We start from the raw sequence: 26,729 nt of genomic DNA, 5'->3' as shown, positions 1-26,729 counted from the left end.
CCGAGCATGGTTCTGGTTCCGAACGGATTGGAATCACGCAGAGGACACAGAGAACACGGAGGAACTGAAGACTCGATTAAAGTTTCTCTGTGTTCTCTGTGTCCTCTGTGTGAGGCTTTATCGGAAAGCTGTACCCGAACGATGCTCTGCAAAGTGGTATGATCCCTTCCGGAACCGACCGTGCATTCCATGCCACACGCGAAGCCATCCTGAGGGAGCGTCCGCGCGTAATCCGCTCCCGCGCCGATGGTCGGACGCGACCGAAGGATCTACTCCGCGTGTCCGGTGGCCGGATGCGGTGCGCGGAAGCCGGCCTCGCTCCGGGGTGAGTAGATCCCTCGGCCGCCGCCAGACCTCGTTGCCGGGGCAGGCTCGGCGCGGCGGCTCCCCCGGGACGACCGCCCCTCCGCACGATCGATCTCGAATCCGGTACGAGGCCCCGCCTCAGCCGGGGATCCACGGGGCGGGGAAGTCGGCGCGGAGGTGCTCCTCGGGGGGCTCCCCCTCGGAAACCTCTTCCTCCGGCTCCTCCTCGCGCGGGACCACCTGCACGTGGAACGCCTTGACGGTGCCGTCCTCGTTCTCCTCCACCTCCACCACCACCATCAGCTTCTCGGCGTCGGCGTCGACGTCCTCCTCGTAGAGGCGGCCGCCGGGGCCCAGCGTCCCCTGCCGCCGGGTGCCGTCGGGGAGCGACAGCGTGTACGGCGCCCCCTCCACCGGGCGCTGCTCCTCGTCGAAGAGCACCAGCTCCAGCCAGGGGCGCTGGCAGGGGAGGATCGGCGAGCCCACCTCCAGGGTGGAGGTGGCGCTCTCGATCTCCTCGTCCATGGCCGCGAGCGCCTCGGCGGGGTCGTCGGGGGCGGCGTCGGAGCGCTCGCCCAGGTACGGGTCCGGCAGCGTCGGCGCGGCGGCGCCCTCGGCCTCGCTCACGGCCCGCCTCCGTCCAGCTCGTCCAGGGCGAGCTCCACCAGCCGGTCCAGCCGCTCGGTGGGGGTGAGCGCCGTGTCGGCCAGGAGCGCGCGGGCCCAGGGGCGGCGCGGGTCGGCCGCGAACCCGTCGCCCAGCGCGAAGGCGAGGTTCACGAAGCGCAGCACGTCGGCCTCGGCGCGGATGCCGAAGCCCTCCGCCTCGGCCACGGCCCGCTCCACGCGGGCGCGCGCCGCGGCCTCGCCCAGCTCGCGGAAGGCGCCCGGCCAGTGCTTCCTCAGCTTCTCCAGCGCGCCGCGGACGAAGCGCTCCCGGGCGGCCTCGCCCAGCACGCGGAGCTGCTCGTCGCGGATGATCAGTTCCACCGGGGGTCCTCCGGAGACGGGGGGATCGGCCCCCAAGCTAACCCGGGGCCGGCCCGGCGGACACCCCGCGGCGCACGACTTGCCCCGGCGCGCCGTGGAACGGACGTGTGTCGGGCCCGGCGGAGCGGACGGTGGCGTATGGAAGAAGACCTGGTGCTCTTCGGCGGCACGGCGAACCCGGCGCTGGCGGAGGCCGTGGCCCGCGAGCTGGGGGTGGCGCTCGCGCCCTCGCGCGTGGAGCGCTTCCCCGACGGCGAGCTGTCGGTGCAGCTGCTGGAGTCGGTGCGGCGCAGGGAGGTCTTCGTCATCCAGCCCACCTCGCCGCCGGTCAACGACCACCTGGTGGAGCTGCTGGCGTTCGCCGACGTCTGCCGGAGGGCGGCGGCCGGGCGCATCACCGCGGTGGTGCCGTACTTCGGCTACGCGCGCGCCGACCGCCGCGACTGCCGCCGCGAGCCGATCACCGCCAGCCTGGTGGCCGGGCTGATGCAGGCCGCCGGGATCCACCACGTGCTGTCGGTGGACCTGCACACGCCGCAGGTGGAGGGCTTCTTCCAGGTCCCCGTCGACACCCTGTCCGCCACCCCGTTCATCTGCGAAGACCTGCGCGGCCGGCTCCCGGGCGACGTGGTGGTGGTCTCGCCCGACGCGGGCCGGGTGCGCACCGCCACCGAATTCGCGCGGCGGCTGGACGCGTCGCTCGCCGTCCTCCTCAAGCACCGCACCAGCGGGCGCGAGACCACGGTCACGCACCTGGTGGGCGAGGTGCGCGGCCGCGCCTGCCTGATCGTGGACGACATGATCTCCAGCGGGGGGACGCTCGTGGCCAGCATCCAGGCGCTCGGCGAGGCCGGCGCCCGCGAGTTCTTCGTGGCCGCCACCCACGGGCTGCTGGTGGGCGACGCCCGCGAGCGCCTGGAGGCCGCCGGCGTGCGCGAGGTGGTGGTCACCGACACGGTCGACGTCCCCTGCCGGGAGTGGCCGCGCCTGCGGGTCGTCTCGCTGGCCCCCCTCCTGGCCGAGGCGATCCGCCGCATGGTGTGCCATGAGTCGGTGTCCGAGATGTTCTGATCCCGGCGGAAGCGCAGGGGGACAGGGGACGGCCGGCACGGAGGGCCGGCGGTCGTTCCGCCGCGACCGCGGGGAGCCCCCTCCCCGGCCCTCCCCCCCGTCGCGCGAGTGGGAGGGAGAACGGCGACTTTCGCACTTCATACCTCGCACTTCGCACTTCGCACTTCGCACGTCGCACTCACGCACCCCCGCCCCGCCGACAGCTCCGCCTTCGCCCGCTCCACGGCGGTGTGCACCAGCCGCTCGAACGACGAGTCCTCGCCCGAGGCCGCCTCGCCGCCGCCGCCGTCGCCGAGCGCGCCGGCGATCCGCAGCCGCTCCAGGCGAAGGCGCCGGTCGCGGTGCGCCGCGATGGCCAGCGCGCCCACGCTCTCCACCTTCTCCAGCGCCTCGGCCCGGCGGCGCGCCAGCTCGCCGCGGAGCGCCTCGCGGTCCTTCTCGGCGTCCTGCGCCCTGCGCGCGCTCACCACGGCCACCAGCAGCGCCTCGCCGCCGAGCCCGGCCATCAGCGCCGTGGCCACCAGCGGCGCCCAGGCGCCGGCGGGCGGGTTGAGCGTGAGCAGCACCACCGCGGCCACCGAGCCCACGATCAGCTTGCCCAGCACCCCCAGCGTCCACCCCTGCACCCCCCGCCGCCACCGCTCCAGCCGCCGCCCGTCGGGGACCAGGTCGGCCGTGAGCGCCCCCAGCGCGCCCGCCGCCACCATCGCCAGGAGCGCCAGCCCGAACGGCTCCGGGAACCCGGCGCCCGCCGCGGCCTGCGCGCTCCCGGCCTGGGCGAGCAGGGGGGATGCGCCCAGGAGCGTCCCCGCGGCGGCCAGGGAGGCGGGCCGCGTGACCCGGAGCCGCCGGAAATCGTCAGCAACCGTCCGCGGGGCCGTTCCCCGCGCCGTCCGCGGGCCCGGGGCGCCGCGGCTCCCGCGCGTCGCCTCCCCCCCTCCCCGGCGGGCGCCCCGGCCGGTGGCGCCCGGCCGGAACTTTTTGGAGGCAAAGAGGATACGCTTGGGACCGGCGGGCGGCGGGAGCGGGGAAGGGCTCATCCTCGTCCTCCTGGCAAGGGGGTGAACGGCGCCCGCGGCCCGACGGCGGTCCCGGCGGAAGAAGGGCGTCTTGCGCTTGTGCCGCATACGTCATTAACTATCGCGCGGGAGTCTCAACTCCGTTTCCCTGCCGCAGTCAACGCGTCCTGCCGCAGTCCACCTCCATCCCCCATCCGCTGTATCCCGTGGTGTTCTCTCTCAAGCTGCTGGGCGGCGTGGCGCTCGAAGGGAGCGCCGGGCCGGTGACGGGCCGCGCGGCCCACAAGCGCCGGCTGGCGCTGCTGGCGATCCTGGCCGTGGCGCGCCGCCCGGTGGGGCGCGAGCGGCTGATCGGCTACCTGTGGCCCGACCACCCCGCCGAGAAGGCCCGCCACCTCCTCAGCGAGTCGCTGTACGTGCTGCGCAAGGAGCTGGGCGAAGACGCCCTGCTGAGCGCGGGCGACGACGTGGCGCTCGTGGCGCAGACGGTCGCGAGCGACGTGGCCGCCTTCGAGGCGGCGCTCGAGGCGGGCGAGCTGGAGCGCGCGGCCGCGCTCTACCAGGGGCCGTTCCTGGACGGCTTCTACGTGGCCGACGCCCCCGAGTTCGAGCGCTGGGCGGACGGGGAGCGCGACCGCCTGGGCCGCGCCTACGCCCGCGCGCTGGAGAGGCTGGGCGAGCGCGAGGAGGGCGCCGGGCGGGAGGTGCACGCCCTGGCGTGGTGGCGGCTCCTGGCCAGGCACGACCCGTTCAGCTCGCGGGTGGCGCTCAGGTACCTGTCCGCGCTGGAGGAGGCGGGGGAGCGCGCCGAGGCCCTGCGCTTCGCCACGGCGCACGCGGAGTTCCTGCGCGCCGAGCTGGGGGTGGAGCCCGAGGACGAGTTCGCCGGGCGCGCCGACCGGCTCCGCGCCGGGGTGGTGCGCGAGGCCGCCCCCGCCCGCAACGGCGCATTCCCTTCTTCCCGCGCGGCGGCCGCCTCCTCGTCCGCGCCCGCCCTGGCGCCGGGCGCCGGGGGCGAGGCGGGCGGGACCCTGGTGGCCGAGCTCGACCCGGAGCCCGCCGTGGCGCTCCCCGCGCCGCCGGCCCGGATCGAGGCGCCGCCCGCCCCCGTCCCCGCGCCGGGTCCGGCCGTCCCGGACGCGCCGGCCGCCGCCGCGCGGCCGCCGTCCCGGCGCGCGGCGTGGGCGCGGGCGGCCGACGCCGCCTACTACGCCGGGCTGGTGGGGATGGTGGCGGGGCTGGCGCTCTCGGTGCTGCCGGCGGAGCGCCCGGCCGCGGCGGAAGCCGTCGTCCGCTTCGACCCGCGCCGGATCGCGGTGCTCTACATCGACGACAACACCCCGGGGGGCGGGATGCAGTACCTGGCCAACGGGATCACCGAGGGGCTGATCGACCGCCTGAGCCAGGTCGAGGCGCTCACGGTGGTCTCGCGCAACGGGGTGAAGCCGTACCGCGGCGGCAGCGTGCCGTTCGACAGCGTGGTGACCGACCTGCGGGTGGGGAGCGTGGTGGAGGGGACGCTGCAGCGCTCCGGCGACCGGCTGCGCGTGACGGTGCGGCTGATCGACGCCAACACCGGCGAGCAGCTGGAGCGGCGCACGGTGGAGAGCTCCATGGGCGAGCTGTTCGAGCTGGAGAACCGGCTGGCCGACGAGGTGGCCGGCTTCCTCCGCCGCCGCCTGGGCGCCGAGGTGCGGCTGCGCGAGCGGGCGGAGGGGACCAAGAGCCTGCGCGCGCGCGAGCTGGTGCTGCGCGCCGAGCAGGAGCGCGCCGAGGCCGAGGAGCTGGCGGGAGAGCCCAGCCCCCTGGGCGCGCCCGCCGCGCTCCGGCGCCTGGCCACGGCCGACTCGCTGCTGGCGCGGGCGGCCCAGGCCGACCCGCGCTGGCCCGAGCCCTGGGTCCTGCGCGGGTGGGTGCGGCTGCGCGAGGCGCGCCTCGCCCCGCAGCCCGACCCGCTGGCGGGCTTCCGCGCCGCGATCCGCCACGCCGAACGGGCGCTCGAGCGGCGCCCCGGCTACCCGCGCGCCCTGGAGCTCAGGGGGACGGCGCGCTGGCGGATGGCGGGGCGCGACGTGCTCCCCGCCGCGGACAACGACACCCTGATGCGGGCGGCCGAGCGCGACTTGAAGGCGGCGCTCACGGCCGACCCCTCGCTCGCCGCCGCGTGGAGCACGCTCAGCCAGTACCTGCGGCTCAGGGGCGACCACCTGCTGGAGGCCGACGCCGCCGCGCGCCGGGCGCTGGAGGAGGACGCGTACCTGGAAGACGCCGAGCTGATCCACGAGCGGCTCTACCGGACCAACTACGCCCTGGCGCGCGTCGACAGCGCGGCGGCCTGGTGCGAGCGCGGCCGGCGCGAGTTCCCGGCGAGCTGGCGCTTCGTGGAGTGCCGGCTCACCCTGCTGGGGTACGAGGGCGGCCCCGCGCCCGACGTGCGGGCCGCCTGGCGCCTGGTGGAGGAGCTGGACCAGATGGACCCGCCCGCCCGGGCGCGCGCGTCCGGGCGGGCGTACTGGCCGCTGTACCGGCGGATGGCGGCGGCGCGGGTGCTGGCGCGCGCCGGGCTGGCCGACAGCGCCCGGGCCGTGATGGCCCGCTCCCGCGCCGCCGCCGGCTCCGACACCGCGCTGGTGGTGCCGCTCCTCTACGACCGGGCGTACGTGCACGTGCTGCTGAACGAGCCCGACAGCGCGGTGGCCGCCCTGGAGGAGTACCTGCGCCGGAAGCCGCGGCTGCGCGAGTTCCTGGACGACGACGTGCAGTTCCGCACCCTGCGCGACCACCGCGGCTTCCGCGCGCTGGTCACACCGGCGCCGCCTGCAGCGCCTGCTCGTCCTCCCCGCGGCCGATCTTGAACATGGTCTCCTCGGTGTTGGGGTCGTGGCCCAGCAGGAACACGTCGGTGTCCACGAACTCGCGCAGGATCTGCTGGGCCTTCCTGACGCCGCGCACCACCGTGTAGTGGGGGATGACGAACTTCTCCAGCGCGGAGACGCTCCAGAAGAGCGCGTCGAACTGGTCGCCCTCGAACGTGTGCCTCCGGCCGTCGCGCAGCTCGATGGTGATGGACTTGATGGGGGTGCGGCTGATGTCGTCGTCGCAGTCCGCCGTGCAGTAGGGCCCGAAGATCCCGAACCCGTCGGGGACGCGCAGCTTCCCCAGCTGGTCGCGGAAGTAGGGGCCGTCCAGCTCGAAGTCGCCCGTCTCGTCGGCCTCGTAGCGGGCGACGAAGAAGATCTCCTGCCCGTTGCGGTGCCCGTCCGCGGCCGCGGCCAGCCTCCGGCTGAGGCCGGCGCAGATCGGCCGGACGCCGCCGGGGTCCTGCGCCGTCGTCACCTGCCCGGTGAAGACGGCCGCCTTCGGCGCGGCCTCCCCCTCCCGGCCCGCGGTCCCGTTCTCGGAGCCGTCGGGCTTCGCGTGGTTGTCCATGAAGCGCCTCCCGTGGATGAGATGTGTGCGGATGTCCGGGACCGGTAGGGGTCGGCCCCGCATCCGCCCGGCAAGCTAGGCCGCCGGTCTCAACCCGGTTTCCGCGAGGGAGTCAACCAGCGGAAACACCTGTATCGGCGCCGTTTCCGTGCCCCGGATGTTTCCGAAAAGAGGGGGTCCGCGGGGGCGTGGAGTCCCGCCGTCGCGCCCCCGGCCGGCGCCCGGTCCGTCGGCGCGGGCGCGGCGGACCGGGCGCGGCGGGGGCTCACCCGGTCACGGCGCCGGGGCGGGCCCCGAGCGGCCGAGGGCGGGGAGCCAGCGGGGGAGCTCGCGCTGGGCGGCGCGCGGGCGGCCGCGGCCCCGCCGGCGCGGGCGCTCCTCGGGCGGGGGAGCGGTGGGGTCCAGCCCGAACGCCGCGAAGGAGTAGGCGCGGGTGACGCGGGCCTTGCCGCCCTGGACCGTGCCCCGCTCGGCGACCGTGCGGCCGTTGATGGTGACCGCGAAGGCGAAGCGCGCCGGCCAGGCGGCCACGGCCTGTACGCGCACCTCGATCTCCGGGGGGCTCAGGAACACCCGCCCGGCGCCCCGCCCGCCCGGCCCCAGCTCGATCGTCGCCCCCGCCACGCTGATGCTTCCCCGCTCGAACCCCCCCGTCAGCGTGACCTCGACGGGGACGGCGTAGCCCGGAAGGGGCACGTTCTCGATCAGCATCCCTCGACCTCCTGGTTGCCACGTTCCACCTGCGGCAGCAGTGCCGGTTTCCCCCCGAACGTAGGGACCGGCGGTCAACCCGCTTTCCCCGCGCGCGTCAACTCGCGGGCAGGGCGCGGCGCCGACCGGGGGCCGACGAGAGGGGGATTGCTGGATTGGACGGACCCGCGGGGGATTTTTCCCGGGGCGTAAGGAAAACTCATGTGCACCTTCTCCTCCGCCGATCCAGATGATCCGTCGCATAATCTGCCAAGTGGGGGGTGTTGGAGAGGTTCAAAAGTTTGGACCAGGATTCGGGAGCGCGGGCGGGACCGGGCGTGGCCGGTCCCGCTCTAATTAGGTATACGGCCGGCAAGCTACCGGACCGGCGAGCCGTCAAGACCGAATGCCGGCCCCACGAACAGAACGAGTCCGACCCGGCTGCGGTCGAAATCCCAGACTGGTGCCACGCCCCCGATGAGCGTGCTGCCTTTCGTGTCCGGGATGAAGTAGATCGGAGCGCGAAGTACCAGGGATTCCTCGCTGCTGCGGTATGTGAGGCGCGGGCTGACGCCGATGTCGAACCGGTCGAAGTTGAAGAAGCGGCGAATGCCCGCCCGCAGGACCGCTCCCGACGTTTCGGAAGGGCCGCCAAGCACCTCTTCTCCGCATCTTGCAGCCCCGGGTACAGAGAGCGGCAGGCACACCTCGCCGCTGAGTCCCGGGGAGTATGCGCGCTCGTAGTTCGCTTCGAGATCGACCCGGGTGAGCGGCGTGAGGAACACCCCGACTCCGCCTCCGGCCCAGAAGCCGACCCGGTCGGATGAGGCATGCTCCAGCGTTGCCGGGTCCAGATAATCGAACGTCTGCGGGGACACCTTCACCTGGAACCCGTACTGGACGGGGATGTCCCAGCCAAGCCGCCTGACGCGGCGGAACTCCTCGACCAGCGTCTCGTCGCCGAGTTTCTCCAGGTCGGACTGCGCAAAGCTCTCGCAGTTGATCGCTCCCTGGGCGAGACGGCCCCTCTCGACCTGCGCCTTGCACCAGTTCTCCCGCGCGAGTTCCTGTTCCTCCGTAATCCGTTCGGGCCCCCACTGCAGGCCGGAGACGGTCAGCGAGAGCGTCGTGCCGGCGCGGAGACCCTCCAGGTCCGCCAGTTCCGAATCGCGATTGCGTTGACTTTCGCTGAACGGCGCAGACGCCTTCACGATGAAGGCGAGAGATGTGGTCTTGAAGCCCACCTGTGCTTCGGCGACGCCCTCGCCACGCACCGCCGAGAGCACCACCGCGGGGTTGATGCTCCGCGTCGGCGAGTCGAGCGTGGGATCGAAGAGTCGTCGCTGAGTGAGAGCTTCCCTGGCCGCATCGTCCGAGGCTTGGGCGAGCGACACACCGGGTGCTGCCGCCGTGCAGAGGCTCGACAGGAGCACGAGAAGCCGGCGTGAGTATCGGGATGAGAGGCTCATCGTAGTCTCCTCGGGTTAGCTGGCCTGGAACTTGTGAGTACCGCCGTCGTCCCCGCCATCGCCTATGGTGAGCGTGCGCTCGAAGGCCGCCGGCGGTGGGGCCGTGATCCCGACCTTGTACTCCGTGCCGGGCATGCCTTGCACGTCCCAGATCAGGCGGTACGTTCCCGGGGCCACGCTGATGCGGCCCGTCCCGTTGTCGAAACGCACCCTCCGCCCGCCGACGAAGGCGCGTCTCCGATCCGAGCCCGGGACCTCCAGCTTCACCACCACTTCCACGCTGTCTTCCCGGGCGCTCTCCTTCAGTTCCTCGACCATCTCTTCGAAACCGGCCCGGAGCGCGTCCATGATCTCGTCCATCTTCCTCATCGTTGCCTCCCAGTAGGTTTGTTGTGTGTACGTGCTCGCCGCACGAAACGAGGGTGCGCTTTCCATCGGGACTGGCGCCGCAGAGCCCGCTCGAGCGGTGCGGGTCACCGGACCGCCAATGCGGCCTTCGCGCGCTCGGCCGCCTCCTTCACCGCCTCTTCGAAGGCGGCGTCCGCTCCTGCTTCCGCAGCTTCGCCGACTCCGGCGCCGCGGGAGATAATCAGCCCATTCAACTCCAGGCGCCGGCGGCTCTCCTGGATGCTGAAGTCGGCGACCGCGTCGATCTGCACCCGGCCCATGGCCTCGGTGCGCCGGGCCTCCTCTTCCGCGGCCGCCCGCGCGTTCTCGGCGTCCTGCGCTTTCCGCGAGCTGACCACGGAGAGGAGGATCCCTTCCGCTCCGAGCCCCGCCATCAGCGCGGTTCCGATCAGGGGCGGCCACGCATCGCCGGAGGGGTTGAGGGTGAGCAGCACCACGGCCGCCACCGAGCCCACGATCAGCTTGCCGAGCGCGCCGAGCGTCCAGCCGTCGTTGTCGTTCTTCCAGCGGTCCAGCCGCCCCCCGTCGGTGACCAGGTCGGCCGCGAAGGCGCCCACGGCTCCACAGAGGACGATGGCCAGGAGCGCTAGCGCGAACGGCTCGGGGAAGGCGGGGTCCGGCGGCGGCCGGTTGCCTGGCGCAGCGGTGCTCCGGGCTCCAGCCTTCGTAGGGGAATCGGCGCGGGTGGCAGTCGCCGACGGGGCGGTAGGGGCCTCCTGCCGCGAGGGTGAGGTGGACTGGGCCGCCAGCGGCGCAAACGCGAGAGCGGCTGCCAGCAGGGGAAGGATGCACCTTCGGACTAACGTTCGGGGAGCAGGGGGGGGTCTCATAATGTCCTCCTGGGGGTGGTGGATGATCAGGCGTGCTGCGAATGACGTCTTGCGTCCGCCGCACGCGCGCTCCACTATGCCCCCTGCGCCTCAAGGCGCTTTCCCCGGATTCATCAATTCTCCTTCTCTTCCTCTCAACGTGTTCTCGCTCAAGCTCTTCGGTGGGGCGGTGCTGGAGGGGCGCGGCGGCCCGGTGGCTGGACGCGCCGCCCACAAGCGCCGCCTAGCGCTGCTCTCGATCCTCGCCGTTGCGCGCCGCCCGGTAAGCCGAGAGCGGCTGATCGGGCTACTCTGGCCGGAGAGCCCCACCGACTCCGCCCGCCACGTGCTGAGCGAATCGCTCTACGTGCTGCGGAAAGAACTGGGGGAGAACGTGTTCGTTACAGCCGGCGACGAGGTGGGGCTGAACGAGGAGGTGATCAGGAGCGACGTGGGGGCGTTCGAGGCGGCGGTGGAATCGGGCGAGTTGGAGTGCGCGGCGAAGCTTTACCGGGGAGCGTTCCTAGACGGCTTCTATGTGGCCGACGCGGCCGAGTTCGAACGGTGGGCGGAAGGGGAGCGGGACCGGTTGGCGCGTGCGTATGCCAAGGCGCTTGAGACCCTGGCGGAGCGGGAGGAGGGGGCCGGGCGACTGGTGGACGCGGTGGAGTGGTGGCGGAAGCTGGCCAGCCACGACCCGTACAGCTCGAGGATCGCGCTGCGGCTGGTGATGGCGCTGGATGCGGCGGGGGAGCGGGCCGCCGCGCTCCGCTTCGCCGCGGCGCACGCGGCGCTGCTGCGCGACGAACTCGAGGTCGAGCCTGACGAGGACTTTCTGGAGTTCATACAACGCCTGCGGTCCGATGGGGCGAGTAACGGCACGCCCGCTATGGAGTTGCCTGCGCCCCGGCCGGACGCTGCGCAGATTGTAGCCGATTCGATCGGGAATCCTCCGACACAACTCGCGCCCGCGTGGCCTCTCGTCGGCGCGGGACCGCTGGCCTCCGGGGCGCGCGCTTCGGATGCGGTTTTGCTGTGGCATGGCAGATCTGATAGATGGAAACCGAACAGGATGGCATATTATGGTGGCTTGGCCGGGCTCATCACGGGGTTTGCGCTTTCGGTAATTCTCAATCAGCCACCGGACCCGCAGCACGACCCCCGACGTATTGCTGTCTTGTACTTCGACGACCATAGCCCGGGTGGCGAGTCCCAATACCTGGCCAACGGGCTGACCGAGACGTTGATCCACGTGCTCAGCCAAGTCGAGGCACTTGACGTCATCTCGCGAAACGGGGTGAAGCCATACCGCGAAGGGAGGGTTCCCCTCGACAGCATCGTGTCCGATCTGAAGGTTGGAAGCGTCGTCGAGGGAAGCCTGCAGCGTTCCGGGCAACGCCTGCGGGTTACGGTACGATTGATTAATGCCAATACCGGCGAGGAGGTTCAGAGTCGGACGTTAGAGCGCTCGATGGATGAACTATTCGCGCTGGAGGACGCGGTCGGTGATCAAGTCGCCATTTTTCTCCGGAAATTGTTGGGTGAGGAGATTCGCCTCCGGGAGATTCGAACAGGCACTCGGAGCGTTCGGGCCCGCGAGCTGTTTTTGAAGGCGGTAGAGGCCAGGGAGAACGCAACAGAGATCGGCGAGAACGAACACCGGCTGGATGCCGAATCCGCCGTCGCTCTGTTGAGGCGCGCGGACTCGCTGCTGTCCCAGGCGGAAGCTGCCGATCCTCAGTGGACGGAACCCATCATCCTGCGCGGCTGGGTGGCGCTGGATCTCTCGAATCTGGCGGAGGATGATCCCGAAATCAGCCGAGCCCTTGCGTTCGCGGAGCAGGCTCTCAGGCGAGATCCCGACAATGCCGGTGCGCTGGAGCTACGCGGAACCCTTCGCTGGCGCCAATCAGTGGCGACGCTCGGCTCGCCGGGAACTCCCCAAATCATGCGGGCGGCTGAGCAGGACCTGCGGTCCGCGGTGGCGCTGCAGCCCTCTCGCGCAACTGCGTTGAGCACGTTGAGCCAGCTCCTTCGCTACCGGGGTGCGTTTGCGGAGGCGGAACAGGTCGCGCGCCGCGCTCTGGAAGAGGATGCTTTCCTGAGTACGACGGACGGCGTGATCTACCGCCTTTATTCGAGTGCCCTGGAGCTTGGCGACTATCGGGAAGCGATGGGCTGGTGCGAGCGGGGCCGCCGCGAGTTTCCGAGCGACCGGCGTTTTCTCGAATGCAAGCTCACGTTGCTTCGTGAGGATCAGGCAGCTACGCCTGATCCTGACTTCGCTTGGCGGCTGGTAGCGGAGCTTGATCGGCTCGATCCTGCGCCGCGCGCCCAAGCCGCGGGGCGCGCTTACAGCCCGATCTACCGGCGGATGGTTGCCGCCGCGATCTCCGCGCGCGCCGGAGATGTAGACACAGCGCGCGCGGTGATCGCGAGGGCGCGTCGCGAGGTTGCCAAAGACCAGCAGCTTCAGACTTCCCTCGCCTACGACGAAGCCTATCTTCGCTTGGTTCTGGGTGAACGAGAGCAGGCCTTGCGGCTATTGCGCCTGTACATCGAGGCCCGTCGTAGTCTCAAGTCATACCTAGAGCGCGACCCGCTCTTCCGGGAACTGCACGACGAGATCGCGTCCTTTTAGCCTACCGCCGCTTATACTCCCGCAGGCTCATGACCTCGAGCTCGGGCCCCTGTGGGCCTGTCTTGGCGAGCAGCACGCCGAAGAAATCTTCCGCCTTCGTCTTTTCCACCCGCCCCGCCCGAAGCTCAGGGACGTAATCCGACTTCGGCAGGTGAACCAAGCCGTACACGTCCGAATCCCGGTAGGCGAGTATGAGGTCAGTCACCTCCCCGGCCGCCTCAGAGCCCGCCAAGCTCGCATAGTACGGGACTGCGAACTTCTCGACTGCCGATTCGCTCCAGAACAGCGCGTCGCAGGTATCTGAGATGTCGCTGCATTTGGTAAGTCCAATCTTCGGCACACAGACTTCGATCTGCGGGTCGGGGCGGTACTTCACCTTGTCCTCCGTATAGCAGGAGATGACGATAGCGTCCTTCGGGTCGTCGGGCTCCTTGTCGTAGAACTCGAAACCTTTGCTCCGGATGATGAAATACCATCTCTTCCCGCGCATCCCATCCGCCGCGTGGGCGACACGTCGCAATACGTCGCCGGGGAGCACGATGTCGGCACATTTGCTCATTGTTTCCTCCGCTGGTTGCGAGTACCGCGGAACCGCAGCCTACCCGGCGCTGGTCCGCGTATACAATGCTAAACCGCGGAGATCAATCGCTTTTCCGGGTTGATCTCAACTCCAGAAACCGCTTTTACTTCCGGTCATCTGAGACTAATCAGGCGCTGCTCGCTACAACCCCCGATGCTCCCGGTCAGGCGTTCCCCTCCATGTACGCGGCGGGCGACTTCGGATCGCTCTTCTCATTTCTCGATGGCTCACTCTAGAGTTCTCGTCCCCGCCGGTATCGAACCTGCGTCGCCCGGGCGGCTTGCTTCGACGACCGCGGCAGCGGCACGGGAGGGGGATGACGGAGGCGCGTCGGATGCCCGTGGGGGCGGAGGTGCTCCCGGGGGGCGGTGTGCACTTCCGCGTCTGGGCGCCCAGGCGCCGGCGCGTGGAGGTGGTGGTCGAGGGCGGCCCGGGCGAGGGGAGCGGCCCGGTCGAGCTGCGCCCCGGGGAGGGCGGCTGGTTCGCCGGCACCGTGGCGGCGGCCGCGGCGGGGACGCTCTACCGCTACCGGCTGGACGGCGGGGACGCCTTCCCCGACCCCGCCTCGCGCTTCCAGCCGCGGGGGCCGCACGGGCCGTCGGAGGTGATCGATCCGACGACGTTCCGGTGGACGGACGGCGGCTGGCCCGGCGCGCGCCTGGCGGGGCAGGTGCTCTACGAGCTGCACGTGGGGTGCTTCACCCCCGAGGGGACGTGGGAGGCGGCCGCGCGCGAGCTCCCCGAGCTGGCCCGGGCCGGCGTCACCCTGCTGGAGGTGATGCCGGTGGCCGAGTTCCCCGGCCGGTTCGGCTGGGGGTACGACGGGGTGGACCTCTTCGCTCCCACGCGGCTGTACGGACGGCCCGACGACTTCCGCCGCTTCGTGGACCGCGCGCACGCGGCCGGCCTGGGCGTGCTCCTGGACGTGGTCTACAACCACCTGGGGCCCGACGGGAACTACCTCTCCCAGTTCTCCGACACCTGGTTCACCGACCGGCACCGGACCGAGTGGGGGGAGCCGCTGCGCTTCTACGGCCCCGGGTCCGCGGGCGTGCGCGAGTTCTACCTGGCCAACGCGGCGTACTGGATCCGCGAGTTCCACCTGGACGGGCTGCGGCTGGATGCCACGCAGAACGTCTACGACACCAGCGAGCCGCACGTCCTGGCCGAGCTCGCCCGCGCGGCGCGCGAGGCCGCCGGGGAGCGATCGATCGTCGTCGTCGCCGAGAACGAGCCGCAGGAGGCCGCACTGGTGCGCGCGCCCGGGCGCGGCGGCTTCGGGATGGACGCGCTCTGGAACGACGACTTCCACCACGCGGCCATCGTCGCGCTGACCGGCCGGCGCGACGCCTACTACAAGGACTACCGGGGGACGCCGCAGGAGCTGGTCTCGGCCGCCCGGTGGGGCTTCCTCTACCAGGGGCAGCGCTACGCCTGGCAGGGGCAGCGCCGCGGCGAGCCGGCGTACGACCTGGCCGCGCCGGCCTTCGTCCACTACCTCCAGAACCACGACCAGGTGGCCAACTCGCTCGCGGGCGAGCGCCTGCACCGGCTCACCTCGCCCGGGCGGCTCAGGGCGCTGACGGCGCTCACCCTGCTCTCGCCGCAGACGCCGATGCTGTTCATGGGGCAGGAGTTCGCCGCGAGCGCGCCCTTCCTCTACTTCGCCGACCACGAGCCGGAGCTGGCGGCCAGGGTGCACGCCGGGCGCCGCGAGTTCCTGGCCCAGTTCCCCGGCCTCTCCGCGCCCGAGCTGCAGGCGCGCATCCCCGACCCCGCCGACCCGGAGACCTTCCGCCGCTGCAGGCTGGACCTCGGGGAGCGGGAGACGCACGGCGAGTGGTACGCGCTGCACCGCGACCTGCTGCGGCTCCGGCGCGAGGACGCCGCCTTCCGCGCGCAGGACGCCGCGCGCCTGCACGGCGCGGTGCTGGCGGACGAGGCGTTCTGCCTGCGCTGGCGGGTGGACGGCGGGGCGGGGGACCGGCTGCTGATCGTGAACCTGGGGGTGGAGACCGACCTCACGCCCGCGCCCGAGCCGCTGCTGGCGCCGCCCGCGGGCTCGCGCTGGACGGTGCTCTGGCACAGCGAGGAGCCGCGCTACGGGGGGACGGGGATCCCCACCGTGGAGGAGGCGGCGGGCGCCTGGTGCCTCCCCGGCGAGGCGGCGGTGGTCCTTGCCCCCGGGCCGGGGCGCCGGGAGCGGGACGAAGGCCGGGAAGACGACACGGGGGAAGACGAGACCGGGGGAGAGGGGGGCGGGGAGGATGGCTGAGCCGGTGCGGCGGCTGCGGTGGCGGCGGGACGACGGCCCGCGGGTGCTGGTCGAGAGCGAGTGGCTGGTGACCAACGGGCTGGGAGGGTTCGCCTCGGGCACCGTGGCCGGGGTGGCCACCCGGCGCTACCACGGGCTGCTGGTGGCCGCGCTCCCCGCGCCGCTCGGGCGGGTGGTGATGCTCGGCCACCTGGACGAGACGCTGCGCTTCGCCGGCGGGCGCGCCGTGCGCCTCACGTGCGACGAGCGCCTGGGCGGCTCGCCGCCGCCGTGCGGGACGCACCTCCGCGAGTTCCGGCTGGAGGCGGGGCTGCCGGTGTGGACCTTCGCGGTGGACGGCGCCGTGCTGGAGCGGCGCGTGCTGATGGTGCACGAGCAGAACACCGTGCATGTCGCCTACCGCCTGCTGGAGGGGAGCGGGCGGGTGACGCTGCACCTGCGCCCCTCGGTGCACTTCCGCCCCATGGAGCGGCCCGTGTCGGACCCGCTCGGCGGGCCGTACGTGCTGCAGGCGGTGGAGGGCCGCATCGAGCTCTCCGTGGGCCCCGAGTTCCCCGCGCTCAAGCTGTACCTGCACGGCGGCCACACCGTCTTCGTGGTCGACGGGCGGCGCGAGCGCGAGCTGCTCTACCGCGTGGAGCGCGACCGCGGCTACGAGGACACGGGCGAGCTGTGGAGCCCCGGCTACTTCGGCGCCGAGCTGGCGGCGGGGGAGGCGGCCACGCTGGTGGCCTCCACCGACGCCTGGGAGGCGGCGCTGGCGCTGCGCCCCGCCGACGCGCCCCTCGCCGAGGCCGAGCGCCGCCGCCGCCTGCTGGCCGCCGCGCCCCCTCCGGCCCGGGAAGGGCTGGCGGCCGAACTGGTGCTGGCGGCGGACCAGTTCATCGTCACCCCCGGCTACCGCGCCAGCGACGTGGCCCGCGCCCGCGCCGCCGGCGACGACGTGCGCACGGTGGTCGCCGGCTACCACTGGTTCACCGACTGGGGGCGCGACACCATGATCTCGCTGGAGGGGCTGACGCTCGCCACCGGGCGCTGGCACGAGGCGGGGTACATCCTGCGCACCTTCGCGCACTACGCGCGCGACGGGCTGATCCCCAACCTGTTCCCCGACGGCGCCAGCGAGGGGCTCTACCACACCGCCGACGCCTCGCTCTGGTTCTTCCACGCCGTGGACCGCTACCTGGCCGTGACGGGCGACCGGGGGACGCTGCGGGTGATCCTGCCGACCCTGGCCGACATCGTCCGCCGGCACCTGGGGGGGACGCGCTTCGGGATCGGGGTGGACCCGGCCGACGGGCTGCTGCGCCAGGGCGAGGAGGGGTACCAGCTCACCTGGATGGACGCCAAGGTCGACGGGTGGGTGGTGACGCCCAGGCGCGGGAAGGCGGTGGAGATCAACGCGCTCTGGCACAACGCGCTGCGGCTGCTGGAGGGGTGGCTGCGCGAGGAGGGGATGGAGGGCGCCGCCGAGCTGGCGGAGGCCGCGGAGCGGGCGCGCGAGTCGTTCAACCGCCGCTTCTGGTACGCGGAGGGCGGCTACCTCTACGACGTGGTCGACGGCGAGGACGGCGACGACCCGGCGTGCCGGCCGAACCAGGTCTTTTCGATCTCGCTGAAGCATCCCGTGCTGGACCGCGAGCGCTGGGAGCCGGTGCTGCGCGTGGTCGAGGAGCGGCTGCTGACGCCCGTCGGTCTGCGCTCCCTCGCCCCGGGGCACCCCGACTACAAGGAGAAGTACTTCGGCGACCTGCGGGCGCGCGACGCGGCGTACCACCAGGGCACGGTGTGGGCGTGGCTGATCGGCCCGTTCGTCGACGCCTGGCTCAAGCTCCACCCGGGGTGCGAGCGGGAGGCGAGGGCGTTCCTGGAGGGCTTCGAGGCGCACCTGGGCGAGTTCGGCATCGGCACCATCGCCGAGGTGTTCGACGCCGAGCCGCCGTTCACCGCCCGCGGCTGCATCAGCCAGGCGTGGAGCGTGGCGGAGGTGCTGCGGTGCTGGGTGCGGACGGCGGAGGGGGAAGTGCGTGAGTGTGTGAGTGCGTGAGTGCGTGAGTGCGTGAGTGCGTGAGTGCGAAATTGCTTACGGCTCATTCTGAAAGGCGTCGCTGCACGAGCGACGAATAGCTTGGAGGAGGAAGAGGAGCGTGCTTACATTGGGCCGGTCGGCTCACTCGCCGGCGATTCCTCGTTCCCCCCGATTGAATGGAGGCATCATGTCCCACACGTTCTATTGCAGCAACTGCGGCCGATGGGTGGCAGACTGCGGCTACAGCGGCGACAAGCACAGCGCGACGTTCAGGTATTCCACCACCTGCGCCTGCGGGACGTCCGTGTCCGTCTCGTGCGGAGGAGACGCCGAAGAGTCCGATTCTTCGGACGAGAGTGCCGACTAGGCCTCCGGGGCTCGGCGGTTGCGCGCGGCCCCGGACGGGGACCCGGCGCGCGCCGCGCGAAGTGCGTAAATGAGGAGCGGCGCCCTTCCGGGGCGCCGCTTCGTGCTCACGCGGCGAGCGGCGCCACCTGCCTGTCCCCCGGCCACCGGGGCCCGTTGCCCGATGGCGGCTCCGCTGGCCGCGGTTGACCGGGACGGGGCGCGGGCGCATGTTCCCGGGACGCTCCTCTTCCCGACCGTCTTTTCCCCGCGGCCGCCGTGGGGCCGGCGCGCGCACCAGGATCGCAGAGATGAAAGAGCAGCTCGTCGCGCACAACCTGCGGCAGTCGTACATCCGCGCCGTCACCCGCTGGATCGGCGAGATCGGCGGGGTGAACCTGGGGCAGGGCGTCTGCCCGCTGATGCCGCACCCCGACGTGATCGCCGCCGCCACCGCGGCGATGGAGGCGGGGCACAACCACTACACCCCGTTCGACGGCGTGCGGCCGCTCAAGGAGGCGCTGGTCCAGCGCTACGCGGCGTACAACGGGATGCGGATCGAGCCCGAGAACGTGCTGGTGAGCGCGGGGGCCACGGGCGCGTTCGAGTCGGTCTGCAAGGCGTTCCTGCAGCCGGGCGACGAGGTGGTGCTGCTGGAGCCCGTCTACAACTACCACCTGCGGCAGGTGGAGGAGCGCGGCGCGGTGCCCAGGTTCGTGCCGCTGGCGCCGCCGGAGTGGTCGCTGGACGTTGACCAGCTGGAGGCCGCCTTCTCGGAGCGCACCAAGCTCCTGGTGTTCTCGAACCCGCACAACCCCACCGGGAAGGTCTTCCGGCGCGACGAGCTGGAGGCCGTGGGCGAGGCGTGCCGGCGGCGCGGGGTCATCGTGGTGGTGGACGAGGTCTACGAGTACATCCTCTCCGGCGGCGCGCGGCACGTGTCGCTCGCCTCGCTGCCGGGGATGTTCGACCACACGCTGACGCTCTCGGCCGCCAGCAAGACGCTCTTCGTCACCGGGTGGCGGGTGGGGTGGGCGGTGGGCCCCGCCGAGGTGATGCCCGCGCTGGGGGTGAAGAGCGACGAGACCTACGTCTGCGCGCCGGCGCCCTTCCAGCACGCGGTGGCCCACGCCTACCGGAAGGGAGACGACTTCTTCGCCGGGATCTCGGCGCAGTTCCAGGCGAAGGCCGCGCGGCTGGTCCCCGCGCTCAACGCGGCCGGGCTCCAGGCGCGCATTCCCGACGGCGCTTACTACGTGCTGGCCGACTACCGCGGCCTGGGGTGGCGCGGCGACGTGGAGGCCATGGAGGAGCTGATCCGCACGAAGAAGATCGGCGCCATCCCCGCCAGCGAGTTCTTCACGCGCGGCGGCGACACGGGGATGCTGCGCTTCTGCTTCGCGCTCTCCGACGAGGACCTGGACCGCGCCTGCGAGCTGCTGGCGGGGTGACGCCGGGTCGGCGGGATCCGGACCGCCTCACACGGCTTCAAACGGAGCCAGGGAGGACCGTCGTTCCTCCCCGGCTCCGTTTGTGTTCTACCATCTTGCAGAGGATCGTTCGCGGATCGAGATCCATAACTGAATGTCTCACTCGGAGGAATCGGAGTTAACGGAGAACTGCGGGTTTCTCTGTTGACTCCGTTGACTCCGTGTGAGGCTTTTCGCCGTTCGCGGATGAAGCAGAGAAAAAAAGTGGCCGAACGGTGTGTTCTCTGCTGCCTCTGCTTCCTCTGCGTGAGAAAAGCGGTCGCCTTTGCGGGATCGGTTCCGTGTGATCCTCATTCATGTAGCAGTTTGCGTGCGACTAATGAATAGCGCATTGGGAGCGCATGGCCCGCACGCGTCCCACCTTGCCGTCCCGCGCGCGCCTCAGTCGCGCCGACGGGGGCAGAACAGATGATTTCGAGGGTTTGCCCAAAGCCGTTGCTTTGCCGGGTCTTGTGCCCGCGCTGGCGAAAAACGGGCGCCGGGCATGGAAGATGCCGCCCGGTGGAGCACGAGGAGCCAGGCCCCCGGCTCGTGTAACGAGAGCGATCCGGCCCCCCCGCGAGCGGGGAGGCCGGACTGGCCGCCCGCGTCCCCCGAGGCCACGCAAGCCACGCCGCAAGCGCCCTTACGTGCCCGATCCGAACCTCCACCCATCCCTGCCGGCCGGCGAGCGGCCCGACCCGCCCGCCCTGCGCGTGGCCGTCGTCGCCGAGGTGTGCCTCTACCGCGAGGGGCTGGCCCACAGCCTGTCGCGCCGCGCCGAGACCCAGGTGCTGGGAACGGCCGGCGACGTGCCCGAGGCGCTGGAGCTGGTGAAGAGCCTGCTCCCCGACGTGCTGCTGCTGGACCTGGGCACCCCCGGCGCCGCCGACGTCGCCCGCGCCGCGCGCGAGGAGGGCGTGCGGGTGGTGGCGCTCGCCATCGCCGAGAGCGACGACGCGGTGCTGGCGTGCGCCGAGGCGGGGCTCGCGGGGTACGTGGCCCGCGGCGCCTCGATGGACGACCTGGTGCGCACGCTGCAGGCGGTGGCGCGTGGCGAGCTGGTGTGCCCGCCGCACGTGGCCGGGATGCTCTTCCGCCGGGTGGGCTCGCTCACGGTCGGCCGCAACGGCGCGGCGCGCGCGGCGCTCACCCCGCGCGAGCGCGAGATCGCGGCGCTCATCGACCAGGGGATGTCGAACAAGGAGATCTCGCGGCGGCTGCGCATCGGGCTCTCCACCGTCAAGAACCACGTCCACAGCCTGCTCGAGAAGCTCCAGGTCTCCCGCCGCGGCGCCGCCGCCGCCCGCCTGCGCGAGCCCGAGCCGCGCTGACGGTCTCCCGCCGCTCCACTCCGCCGGGTTCGCTCCTCCTCGCCCCTCACCCCGTCACGATGCCTTCTCCTCCCGAGAAGCACCCCGCCGGGCCGGCCGCCGGTCCCCGCACCTCCGGCTACCTGCTGCTGATGCGGCACGGACGGCGCGATCGGAGCTCCGCGGGGAGCGAGCGCGATCAGACGCTGGCGCCGGTCGGCGGCGAGCAGGCGGGGGAAGTCGCCGCGGCCCTGCGCGAGATCTGCGCGGGCGAGGGCGGCGTGGAGCGGATCACCATCGGCGAGGTCCTCCACGGGCACTACAGGGCGGCGGTCGAGACGGCCGAGATCGTCGCCCGCGCGCTCGAGTCTCCCGTCCCGCTGTCCGCTCTCGACGCGCTGGACCCGGAGAGCTTCCGGCGCGCCGTGGAAGACGGGTGCCGGACGGTCGTTCTCGACCTGTGCGGCCGGCTGCGCGGCCGGGGGGAGGAGAACGCCGTGCTCGCGGTCGGCCACCAGCCGCAGCTCGGGTGGATCGCGGAGGCGCTGACCGGGACGCCCGAGGCGGTCGCCGGCTGCGAGATCCTCTGCATCGAGATCTCCAGGCTGCGCGGAGGCGAGCTCCCGCGCCGCCGGGACTGCCGCCTGCTGTGGGCGCTCACGCCGTCGGCCGCCGACACGAAGGCGCTCCCGGAGCTGAAGGAGAAGATCGCGTCGAAGATGAAGGTGGCGGAGCTGCTGGGCGTGGTGATCGTCGGCCTGCTGGGCTGGTTCATCGGCAAGGCCTTCGACCGCGAGTTCCTGCCCTACCTGCAGACCAGCGGCGCGCTGCTGGCCCTGTTCGGGGCGGCGCTGGGGGCGCTGGCGGTGGCGTTCGTGCTCTACGTGCTGACGGTCTTCGCGTACGACGAGCTGCAGATGCCGGAGCGGTACTGGGGCGAGTCGGCGCGGCGCAAGCCGGGAGGCGGCTGGGCGCTACGCCGGCCGCCGAGCTCCGCCGCCCGCGTGCTGCACCGCAACATGATCCGCGCGTGGAGCCGGCTGTTCGTTCCGGCCACCCTGGCCCTGGGCGCGGGGCTGCTCCTGCTGGCCGCCGCGACCGTCGTGGTGGCGCGCACGCCGTCACCGGCGACGGACGGCGCGGGCGCGGCGGCACGGGTCGACACCGTGATCCGTGCCCCGGAGACAGGAGCTCTCTTCCCCCTTTCCGGCTGGACGGTATCGGCCGCGGCCGCCGTCGCCCTGCTCGCGGCCGTGCTCTGCGTCTACCTGTGGTTCACGGGCCGGCCGCGGCTGGGGACGCAGGACTGAGCCGGCCGCGGGCGCACCTCCTCCCCCGCTACCCTCCCTCCTCCTCTCTTCCCCCCGGCGTGCCGCGCGGGGGCGCGGGCGCGCGGCCGAAGCACAGCTCGTCTTCGTGGTAGTGCTCGATGCACCAGGCGGGCTCGCCGTCGAAGATCCAGGTGTCCCAGTCGACCTCGACCACCAGCGCGGCGTGCTTCGCCACGGCGGCGGCCGGGAGGCGGAGCATCGGCCGGAGCGCGTTGCTCCACATCACCCACACCGGCTCGCCGGGGCGGGCGGCGCCGGCCAGCAGCTCCCGCACCCGCTCCCCGGCCGCGTCGTAGTCGTGCACCGCCAGGCGGGTGCTCCCCGGCACCTTCTCCCAGTCGACGCGCCCCCAGGAGGCCACGGGGAAGGCGCGCTCCCACCGCTCCTGCGCCGCGCGGTGCTCCGCGTCCTCCGGCGGGAGGAGGCGGTAGGCCACGCCGTCGCGCTCCAGCTCGACCAGCAGGGGCTCCAGGAAGGGATCGCCGCGCTTCGTCATGTCGTGATGGACCGGTGAGACGGGACCGCCCGAGACAACTGCATTTCCCACGCAGAGACGCAGAGAAGCGGAGAACTCATCGCCCGGCGGGTTTTCCTCTGCTCCCTCTGCTTCCTCTGCGTGAGAGGCCCCTGGATCTAGATCCTCCGATCCCCCTTTCCTCCCGCCGGACCCGCGCCCCGCCCGGCTTCCCGCCGTCCTCCCCGCCCGGCTTCCCGCCGTCCTCCCCGCCCGGGGATCCCCTCGTCCCTCGCCCGGTCCCCGAAAGATCCGGGGCCCTCGACCCCGATCCCACCCGGGCCTTCCGGCCCATTGGCCCGCCGCGGCGGCGCGCGCAGAGTACGGGCGTGCCGGCGCCCTCCACCCGGACCCCGCCCGTGCCGCGAACCCGACTGCTCCTCGCCGCCGTCCCGCCCCTGCTCGCCGACATCGTGCGCGACGCGCTGGCGGAGGAGCCCGGGGTCGAAGTGGTGGGGAGCGCCGCGGGAGACCTCTTCGACGCCGTGGCCGCGAGCGGCGCCCACGTGGTGCTCGCCGAGAACGGCGGCGGCGGCCTTTCCGACCTCCACCTGCGCCTGATGTACCGCTACCCGCGCCTCAAGCTGCTCACCGTGAGCCCCGACGGGCGCCGCGTCGCCCTCTGGCGGCTGGTCCCCGAGCGGCGCGTGCTCTCCGACCCCACCCCGCGCGGGCTCGCCGAGGCCGTGCGCCGGGCCGCCGAGGAGGGCTAGGGCCATGGCGGGCTTCCAGTGCATCGCGGCCACGGGGAAGAGCCTGGAGCGGCTCATCAACGCCTGCTTCACGGAGCAGAGCCCGATCCCCGACGGCGACGCCACCGTGCGCGCCGTGCTGATCCGCACCGACGACCTGGAGCAGATCGGCGGCTCGGGGAACGTCATCACCCCGCCGGCGCTCTCCATCTTCCTCTACCGCGTGGACTTCAACAAGGCCATGCGCGCCGGCTGGTCGGCCGTGGGGAGCCTGAACGGGCGGGCGTACCTCCCGCTCGACCTGCACTTCATGATCACCCCCTGGGCCTCCAACGCCGAGCACGAGCTGCAGATCCTGGGGCGCGCCATGCAGTGCCTGGAAGAGCACCCCAGCCTCACCGGCCCCCTGCTCTCCGAGGACGGCGGCTGGGCCCCGGGCGACTCGGTGCAGGTGGTGATGGAGGAGGTGCCCACCGAGGCGGTGATGCGCACCTTCGACTCGCTCCCCCACGACTACAAGCTGAGCGTCCCCTACGTGGCCCGCGTGGTCCGGCTCGACAGTCTGCACGCCGCACCGCCCACCGAGACCGTCACCGTGATCGCGGGGCTCACTCCCGCCCCCGCGCCGTGAACGAGTTCCTGGGCTCCGCCTTCAGCGAGCGGGTCGTGCGGCTGGCCCTGGGGCTCGAGCCCACCGACCCCGTGCGCGCCGCGCGCGTGGGCACCGTGCTGGACGTGGCCGTGGACGGGATCCCCTTCCCCCTGGCGCGCACGCGCCGCGACCCCGCCGTGCCGTGGTGGAAGGGGCAGGACGTGCTCACCCGCATCGGGCGCCGCCGCAGCTGCCGCCACGTGCTCCTCTTCCGCGATGGCGTGGAGCCCACGGTGGACGTGCGGCTCGTGGACGACTCCCGCCGCTACGTGCCGCGGCGGCTGAGCATCCCCCTCCCCAACCCGCCCCCGCCCGGGCGCCCCGGGCGCGTCTGCCGGCCGGCGCTCTTCCCCGGCGCCGCGTACGACGTGCCGGCCGGGGCGGTGGGGGTGCGCGGCACGGTGCGGCGCGGCGGCCCCACCGGCCCGCCGCTGCGCTGGGCCCGGGTGGAGGCGCGGCGCACCTCCGACAGCGCGCTGGCGGGGCGCGCCCACGGCGACGACCGCGGCGAGTTCCTCCTGCTGCTGGGGGCGGCGGCGGTGCGCGGGGTGGAACTCTCGCTCCCGGTCGAGGTGACGGTGACCGTGTTCGGGCCCACCACGCCCCTGGACCCCGCCACGGTGCCCGGCTCGGACGTGGACCCGCTCTGGGACCTCCCCCTGGAGGTGGTGGACCCCGCGCCAGCGGGGCAGGCGCTGGAGTTCCTGGCCGACCCGGTGCTCGACGGCGAGGAGCACCCCCCCGGCTACGTGAGCGGCGCCAGCCGGGCCCTGCAGCTGGAGCTGGACGGGCTGGAGAGTGTGGATTTCGAGTTCAACTGAAGGCGGCAGCCAGCCAAGGAGCGAGACGATGCCCGAATACCTGGCCCCCGGGGTCTACGTCGAAGAGGTGAGCTTCCGCTCGAAGAGCATCGAGGGCGTGCCCACCAGCACCACCGGGATGTGTGGGATGACGCGCTACGGCCCCGTGCAGTGGGGGACGGTGCTCACCGCCCCCACCACCAGCGAGCCGCGGCTCATCACCAGCTTCACCGAGTTCGAGCGCGTCTACGGCGGGCTGGAGCCGCTGCAGCTGGGCGACGTGGGCGAGCGCATCCCGTTCCTGGCGCACGCGGCGCGCGCCTTCTTCCTGAACGGCGGGAAGCGCCTGTACGTCTCGCGCGCCGAGAACGGCGGCGCCGCCGCGTCGGTGGCCTCGGGCGCCATCGCCGCCACCTGGCGGGCGCGCTGGCCGGGCGCCTTCGGCAACGTGCTGGTGCAGGTCTCGGTCAAGCGCGGCAGGAACGTGGCCAGCGGCAGCGGCGCCACCATGCGGGCCAACGGGGTGCGCACGGGGGCCGTGCTGGAGCAGTACGACGTGGCCGGCGGCGACACCGTGCGCGGCCTGGACCCGGTGACCCGCCAGCCGCTGCCGATCGACGGCGGCCGACTCATCTACGTGAGCGTCGACGCCGACGGGGTCCAGAGCTACTTCGACTCGGGCGGCGCCACCACGCTCACCGGCGACACCCTGGTGCCGGTGGAGGTCAACGTCTCGGTGGTGGTGGACGCCGAGCGGGTCGACTTCTACCCCGAGCTGGCCTTCGACCCGCGCCAGAAGCGCTACATCGGCCGCATCCTGCAGAAGGACGACCCGGCCGACGAGAACGCGGTGGTGTGGCTGGACTGGACCCCCGACGACACCGACGAGACCACGCTGGCCGCCTCGGCGCTGGAGCTGGCCGGGGGGCTGGTGGGCGGGCGGCTGGAGAACGGCGACGACGGCGACCTGATCACCGACGTCGAGCTGGCGGGCGAGCCGGCCGACCTGGACAACCCTCTGGTGAAGGCCACGGGGCTGGAGGCGCTGGCCGAGATCGACGACATCGCCATCGTGGCCGCGCCCGACGCCGCCACCATGGCCGACCCCTTCGTGGCCGCGTCGGCGCTGGTGTCGCACGCCGACGTGCCGCAGCACTACCGGATCGCGGTGGTCGACGGGCCGCGCGAGGCGTCGATGAACGACATCCGCGACTTCCGCGGGCGCTTCGACAGCAAGTACGCCGCGCTCTACCACCCCTGGATCGAGGTGCTGGACCCGCTGGAGCGCGCCGCGCAGGGGGCCCCGCCGCGCAAGCTGCTCCTGCCGCCCTCGGGCTTCGTGACCGGGATCTACGCCCGCAGCGACATCGAGCGCGGGGTGCACAAGGCGCCGGCCAACGAGATCGTGCGGGGGCTCACCCGCTTCGAGGCCAACATCAACAAGGCCCGCCAGGACGTGCTGAACCCCGAGGGGATCAACGCGCTGCGCTTCTTCGAGGGCCGCGGCAACCGGGTGTGGGGCGCGCGGACGATGAGCTCCGACCCGGAGTGGAAGTACGTCAACGTGCGCCGGCTCTTCATCTTCCTAGAGCACTCCATCGACAAGGCCACGCAGTGGGCGGTGTTCGAGCCCAACAACGAGCGGCTCTGGGCCAACATCCGGCGCACGATCGAGGACTTCCTGCTGGTGCAGTGGAGGAACGGGGCGCTCCTGGGCGAGAAGCCCGAGCAGGCGTACTTCGTCCGCTGCGACCGCACCACCATGACGCAGAACGACCTGGACAACGGGCGGCTGATCGTGCTGATCGGCGTGGCCCCGGTGAAGCCGGCGGAGTTCGTGATCTTCCGCATCGGCCAGTGGACGGGCGACGCCATCAACCCGACGAGCTGAGGAGGGA

General features: G+C 72.4%; 22 protein-coding genes. 12 read left to right on the top strand and 10 right to left on the bottom strand.

All coding sequences use genetic code 11. From position 1 onward, the window contains the following. Window positions 1–444: 444 nt before the first annotated feature. Window positions 445–933 (bottom strand): hypothetical protein, encoded by a 489-nt coding sequence (locus VF746_26000; GenBank protein HEX8695896.1) that lies wholly within the window; start codon window positions 931–933, stop codon window positions 445–447. Further along, entirely contained in the window at window positions 930–1,295 is a 366-nt protein-coding gene (locus VF746_25995; protein ID HEX8695895.1) for a hypothetical protein, read from the bottom strand. The genes VF746_26000 and VF746_25995 overlap by 4 nt, the downstream gene beginning before the upstream one ends. A 138-nt stretch (window positions 1,296–1,433) precedes the next feature. On the opposite strand from VF746_25995, the gene VF746_25990 reads away from it, so the two are divergent. Further along, window positions 1,434–2,366 carry a ribose-phosphate pyrophosphokinase gene (locus VF746_25990; protein ID HEX8695894.1) on the top strand — a complete coding sequence of 311 codons (933 nt, stop codon included), beginning with the start codon at window positions 1,434–1,436 and terminating at the stop codon, window positions 2,364–2,366. 137 nt (window positions 2,367–2,503) lie between these two features. On the opposite strand, the gene VF746_25985 is transcribed toward VF746_25990, so the two are convergent. Continuing rightward, the gene (locus tag VF746_25985; GenBank protein ID HEX8695893.1) at window positions 2,504–3,406 is read right to left on the bottom strand and encodes a hypothetical protein; all 903 of its coding nucleotides are present in this window, start codon (window positions 3,404–3,406) and stop codon (window positions 2,504–2,506) included. 185 nt (window positions 3,407–3,591) lie between these two features. Here VF746_25985 and VF746_25980 point away from each other — a divergent pair, with 185 nt between their 5' ends. After that, window positions 3,592–6,240 carry a BTAD domain-containing putative transcriptional regulator gene (locus VF746_25980; GenBank protein ID HEX8695892.1) on the top strand — a complete coding sequence of 883 codons (2,649 nt, stop codon included), beginning with the start codon at window positions 3,592–3,594 and terminating at the stop codon, window positions 6,238–6,240. Here the strand turns inward: VF746_25980 and VF746_25975 are convergent. The 5 genes from VF746_25975 to VF746_25955 form a co-directional block, all read right to left on the bottom strand. Beyond that, window positions 6,188–6,814, bottom strand: a complete 627-nt coding sequence (locus VF746_25975) for a hypothetical protein (GenBank protein HEX8695891.1) — start codon at window positions 6,812–6,814, stop codon at window positions 6,188–6,190. The genes VF746_25980 and VF746_25975 overlap by 53 nt on opposite strands. A gap of 273 nt (window positions 6,815–7,087) precedes the next feature. Next, entirely contained in the window at window positions 7,088–7,525 is a 438-nt protein-coding gene (locus tag VF746_25970) for a hypothetical protein (protein HEX8695890.1), read from the bottom strand. Window positions 7,526–7,881: 356 nt separating this feature from the next. Beyond that, window positions 7,882–8,973 (bottom strand): hypothetical protein, encoded by a 1,092-nt coding sequence (locus tag VF746_25965; GenBank protein ID HEX8695889.1) that lies wholly within the window; start codon window positions 8,971–8,973, stop codon window positions 7,882–7,884. Between the two features lie 15 nt (window positions 8,974–8,988). Beyond that, a complete protein-coding gene (locus VF746_25960; GenBank protein ID HEX8695888.1) occupies window positions 8,989–9,342 on the bottom strand; it encodes a hypothetical protein in 354 nt (117 codons plus the stop codon). A gap of 104 nt (window positions 9,343–9,446) precedes the next feature. Next, window positions 9,447–10,211, bottom strand: a complete 765-nt coding sequence (locus VF746_25955; protein HEX8695887.1) for a DUF4257 domain-containing protein — start codon at window positions 10,209–10,211, stop codon at window positions 9,447–9,449. Between the two features lie 139 nt (window positions 10,212–10,350). Here VF746_25955 and VF746_25950 point away from each other — a divergent pair, with 139 nt between their 5' ends. Further along, the gene (locus VF746_25950; GenBank protein ID HEX8695886.1) at window positions 10,351–12,831 is read left to right on the top strand and encodes a BTAD domain-containing putative transcriptional regulator; all 2,481 of its coding nucleotides are present in this window, start codon (window positions 10,351–10,353) and stop codon (window positions 12,829–12,831) included. Between the two features lies 1 nt (window position 12,832). On the opposite strand, the gene VF746_25945 is transcribed toward VF746_25950, so the two are convergent. Further along, entirely contained in the window at window positions 12,833–13,390 is a 558-nt protein-coding gene (locus VF746_25945) for a hypothetical protein (GenBank protein ID HEX8695885.1), read from the bottom strand. Window positions 13,391–13,727: 337 nt separating this feature from the next. Here VF746_25945 and treZ point away from each other — a divergent pair, with 337 nt between their 5' ends. From treZ to VF746_25920, 5 genes are all read left to right on the top strand, one after another. Then, window positions 13,728–15,686, top strand: a complete 1,959-nt coding sequence (gene treZ, locus VF746_25940) for a malto-oligosyltrehalose trehalohydrolase (GenBank protein HEX8695884.1) — start codon at window positions 13,728–13,730, stop codon at window positions 15,684–15,686. Then, window positions 15,679–17,733 carry an amylo-alpha-1,6-glucosidase gene (locus VF746_25935; GenBank protein HEX8695883.1) on the top strand — a complete coding sequence of 685 codons (2,055 nt, stop codon included), beginning with the start codon at window positions 15,679–15,681 and terminating at the stop codon, window positions 17,731–17,733. Before treZ ends, VF746_25935 begins: the two co-directional genes overlap by 8 nt. A gap of 638 nt (window positions 17,734–18,371) precedes the next feature. After that, window positions 18,372–19,511: a pyridoxal phosphate-dependent aminotransferase gene (locus VF746_25930; protein HEX8695882.1), complete on the top strand. Its 1,140-nt coding sequence runs from the start codon at window positions 18,372–18,374 to the stop codon at window positions 19,509–19,511. A 668-nt stretch (window positions 19,512–20,179) separates the two neighbouring features. Then, a complete protein-coding gene (locus tag VF746_25925; protein HEX8695881.1) occupies window positions 20,180–20,863 on the top strand; it encodes a response regulator transcription factor in 684 nt (227 codons plus the stop codon). A gap of 59 nt (window positions 20,864–20,922) precedes the next feature. Next, window positions 20,923–22,152 (top strand): hypothetical protein, encoded by a 1,230-nt coding sequence (locus VF746_25920; protein HEX8695880.1) that lies wholly within the window; start codon window positions 20,923–20,925, stop codon window positions 22,150–22,152. A gap of 28 nt (window positions 22,153–22,180) precedes the next feature. Here the strand turns inward: VF746_25920 and VF746_25915 are convergent, their stop codons facing one another. Beyond that, the gene (locus VF746_25915) at window positions 22,181–22,669 is read right to left on the bottom strand and encodes a hypothetical protein (protein ID HEX8695879.1); all 489 of its coding nucleotides are present in this window, start codon (window positions 22,667–22,669) and stop codon (window positions 22,181–22,183) included. Window positions 22,670–23,046: 377 nt separating this feature from the next. On the opposite strand from VF746_25915, the gene VF746_25910 reads away from it, so the two are divergent. From VF746_25910 to VF746_25895, 4 genes are read left to right on the top strand one after another with little or no spacing between them, the layout of a single operon-like run. Then, window positions 23,047–23,400: a hypothetical protein gene (locus VF746_25910; GenBank protein HEX8695878.1), complete on the top strand. Its 354-nt coding sequence runs from the start codon at window positions 23,047–23,049 to the stop codon at window positions 23,398–23,400. 4 nt (window positions 23,401–23,404) lie between these two features. Further along, the gene (locus VF746_25905) at window positions 23,405–24,010 is read left to right on the top strand and encodes a DUF4255 domain-containing protein (GenBank protein HEX8695877.1); all 606 of its coding nucleotides are present in this window, start codon (window positions 23,405–23,407) and stop codon (window positions 24,008–24,010) included. Next, a complete protein-coding gene (locus tag VF746_25900; GenBank protein HEX8695876.1) occupies window positions 24,007–24,852 on the top strand; it encodes a hypothetical protein in 846 nt (281 codons plus the stop codon). The genes VF746_25905 and VF746_25900 overlap by 4 nt, the downstream gene beginning before the upstream one ends. Before the next feature lie 28 nt (window positions 24,853–24,880). Next, a complete protein-coding gene (locus VF746_25895; GenBank protein HEX8695875.1) occupies window positions 24,881–26,722 on the top strand; it encodes a phage tail sheath subtilisin-like domain-containing protein in 1,842 nt (613 codons plus the stop codon). Window positions 26,723–26,729: the final 7 nt, after the last annotated feature.

Origin of the sequence: Longimicrobium sp., assembly GCA_036389795.1 — a bacterium.
Taxonomy (GTDB): domain Bacteria; phylum Gemmatimonadota; class Gemmatimonadetes; order Longimicrobiales; family Longimicrobiaceae; genus Longimicrobium.
This window is presented reverse-complemented; position numbering and strand designations above follow the sequence as displayed.

Coding starts and splice junctions, on each gene's coding strand:
- VF746_25965 (HEX8695889.1), bottom strand. CDS start 8,973: ATGAGCCTCTCATCCCGATACTCACGCCGGCTTCTCGTGCTCCTGTCG.
- VF746_25955 (HEX8695887.1), bottom strand. CDS start 10,211: ATGAGACCCCCCCCTGCTCCCCGAACGTTAGTCCGAAGGTGCATCCTT.
- VF746_25975 (HEX8695891.1), bottom strand. CDS start 6,814: ATGGACAACCACGCGAAGCCCGACGGCTCCGAGAACGGGACCGCGGGC.
- VF746_25970 (HEX8695890.1), bottom strand. CDS start 7,525: ATGCTGATCGAGAACGTGCCCCTTCCGGGCTACGCCGTCCCCGTCGAG.
- VF746_25915 (HEX8695879.1), bottom strand. CDS start 22,669: ATGACGAAGCGCGGCGATCCCTTCCTGGAGCCCCTGCTGGTCGAGCTG.
- VF746_25935 (HEX8695883.1), top strand. CDS start 15,679: ATGGCTGAGCCGGTGCGGCGGCTGCGGTGGCGGCGGGACGACGGCCCG.
- VF746_25945 (HEX8695885.1), bottom strand. CDS start 13,390: ATGAGCAAATGTGCCGACATCGTGCTCCCCGGCGACGTATTGCGACGT.
- VF746_25895 (HEX8695875.1), top strand. CDS start 24,881: ATGCCCGAATACCTGGCCCCCGGGGTCTACGTCGAAGAGGTGAGCTTC.
- VF746_25905 (HEX8695877.1), top strand. CDS start 23,405: ATGGCGGGCTTCCAGTGCATCGCGGCCACGGGGAAGAGCCTGGAGCGG.
- VF746_25920 (HEX8695880.1), top strand. CDS start 20,923: ATGCCTTCTCCTCCCGAGAAGCACCCCGCCGGGCCGGCCGCCGGTCCC.
- VF746_25990 (HEX8695894.1), top strand. CDS start 1,434: ATGGAAGAAGACCTGGTGCTCTTCGGCGGCACGGCGAACCCGGCGCTG.
- VF746_25985 (HEX8695893.1), bottom strand. CDS start 3,406: ATGAGCCCTTCCCCGCTCCCGCCGCCCGCCGGTCCCAAGCGTATCCTC.
- VF746_25960 (HEX8695888.1), bottom strand. CDS start 9,342: ATGAGGAAGATGGACGAGATCATGGACGCGCTCCGGGCCGGTTTCGAA.
- treZ (HEX8695884.1), top strand. CDS start 13,728: ATGACGGAGGCGCGTCGGATGCCCGTGGGGGCGGAGGTGCTCCCGGGG.
- VF746_25930 (HEX8695882.1), top strand. CDS start 18,372: ATGAAAGAGCAGCTCGTCGCGCACAACCTGCGGCAGTCGTACATCCGC.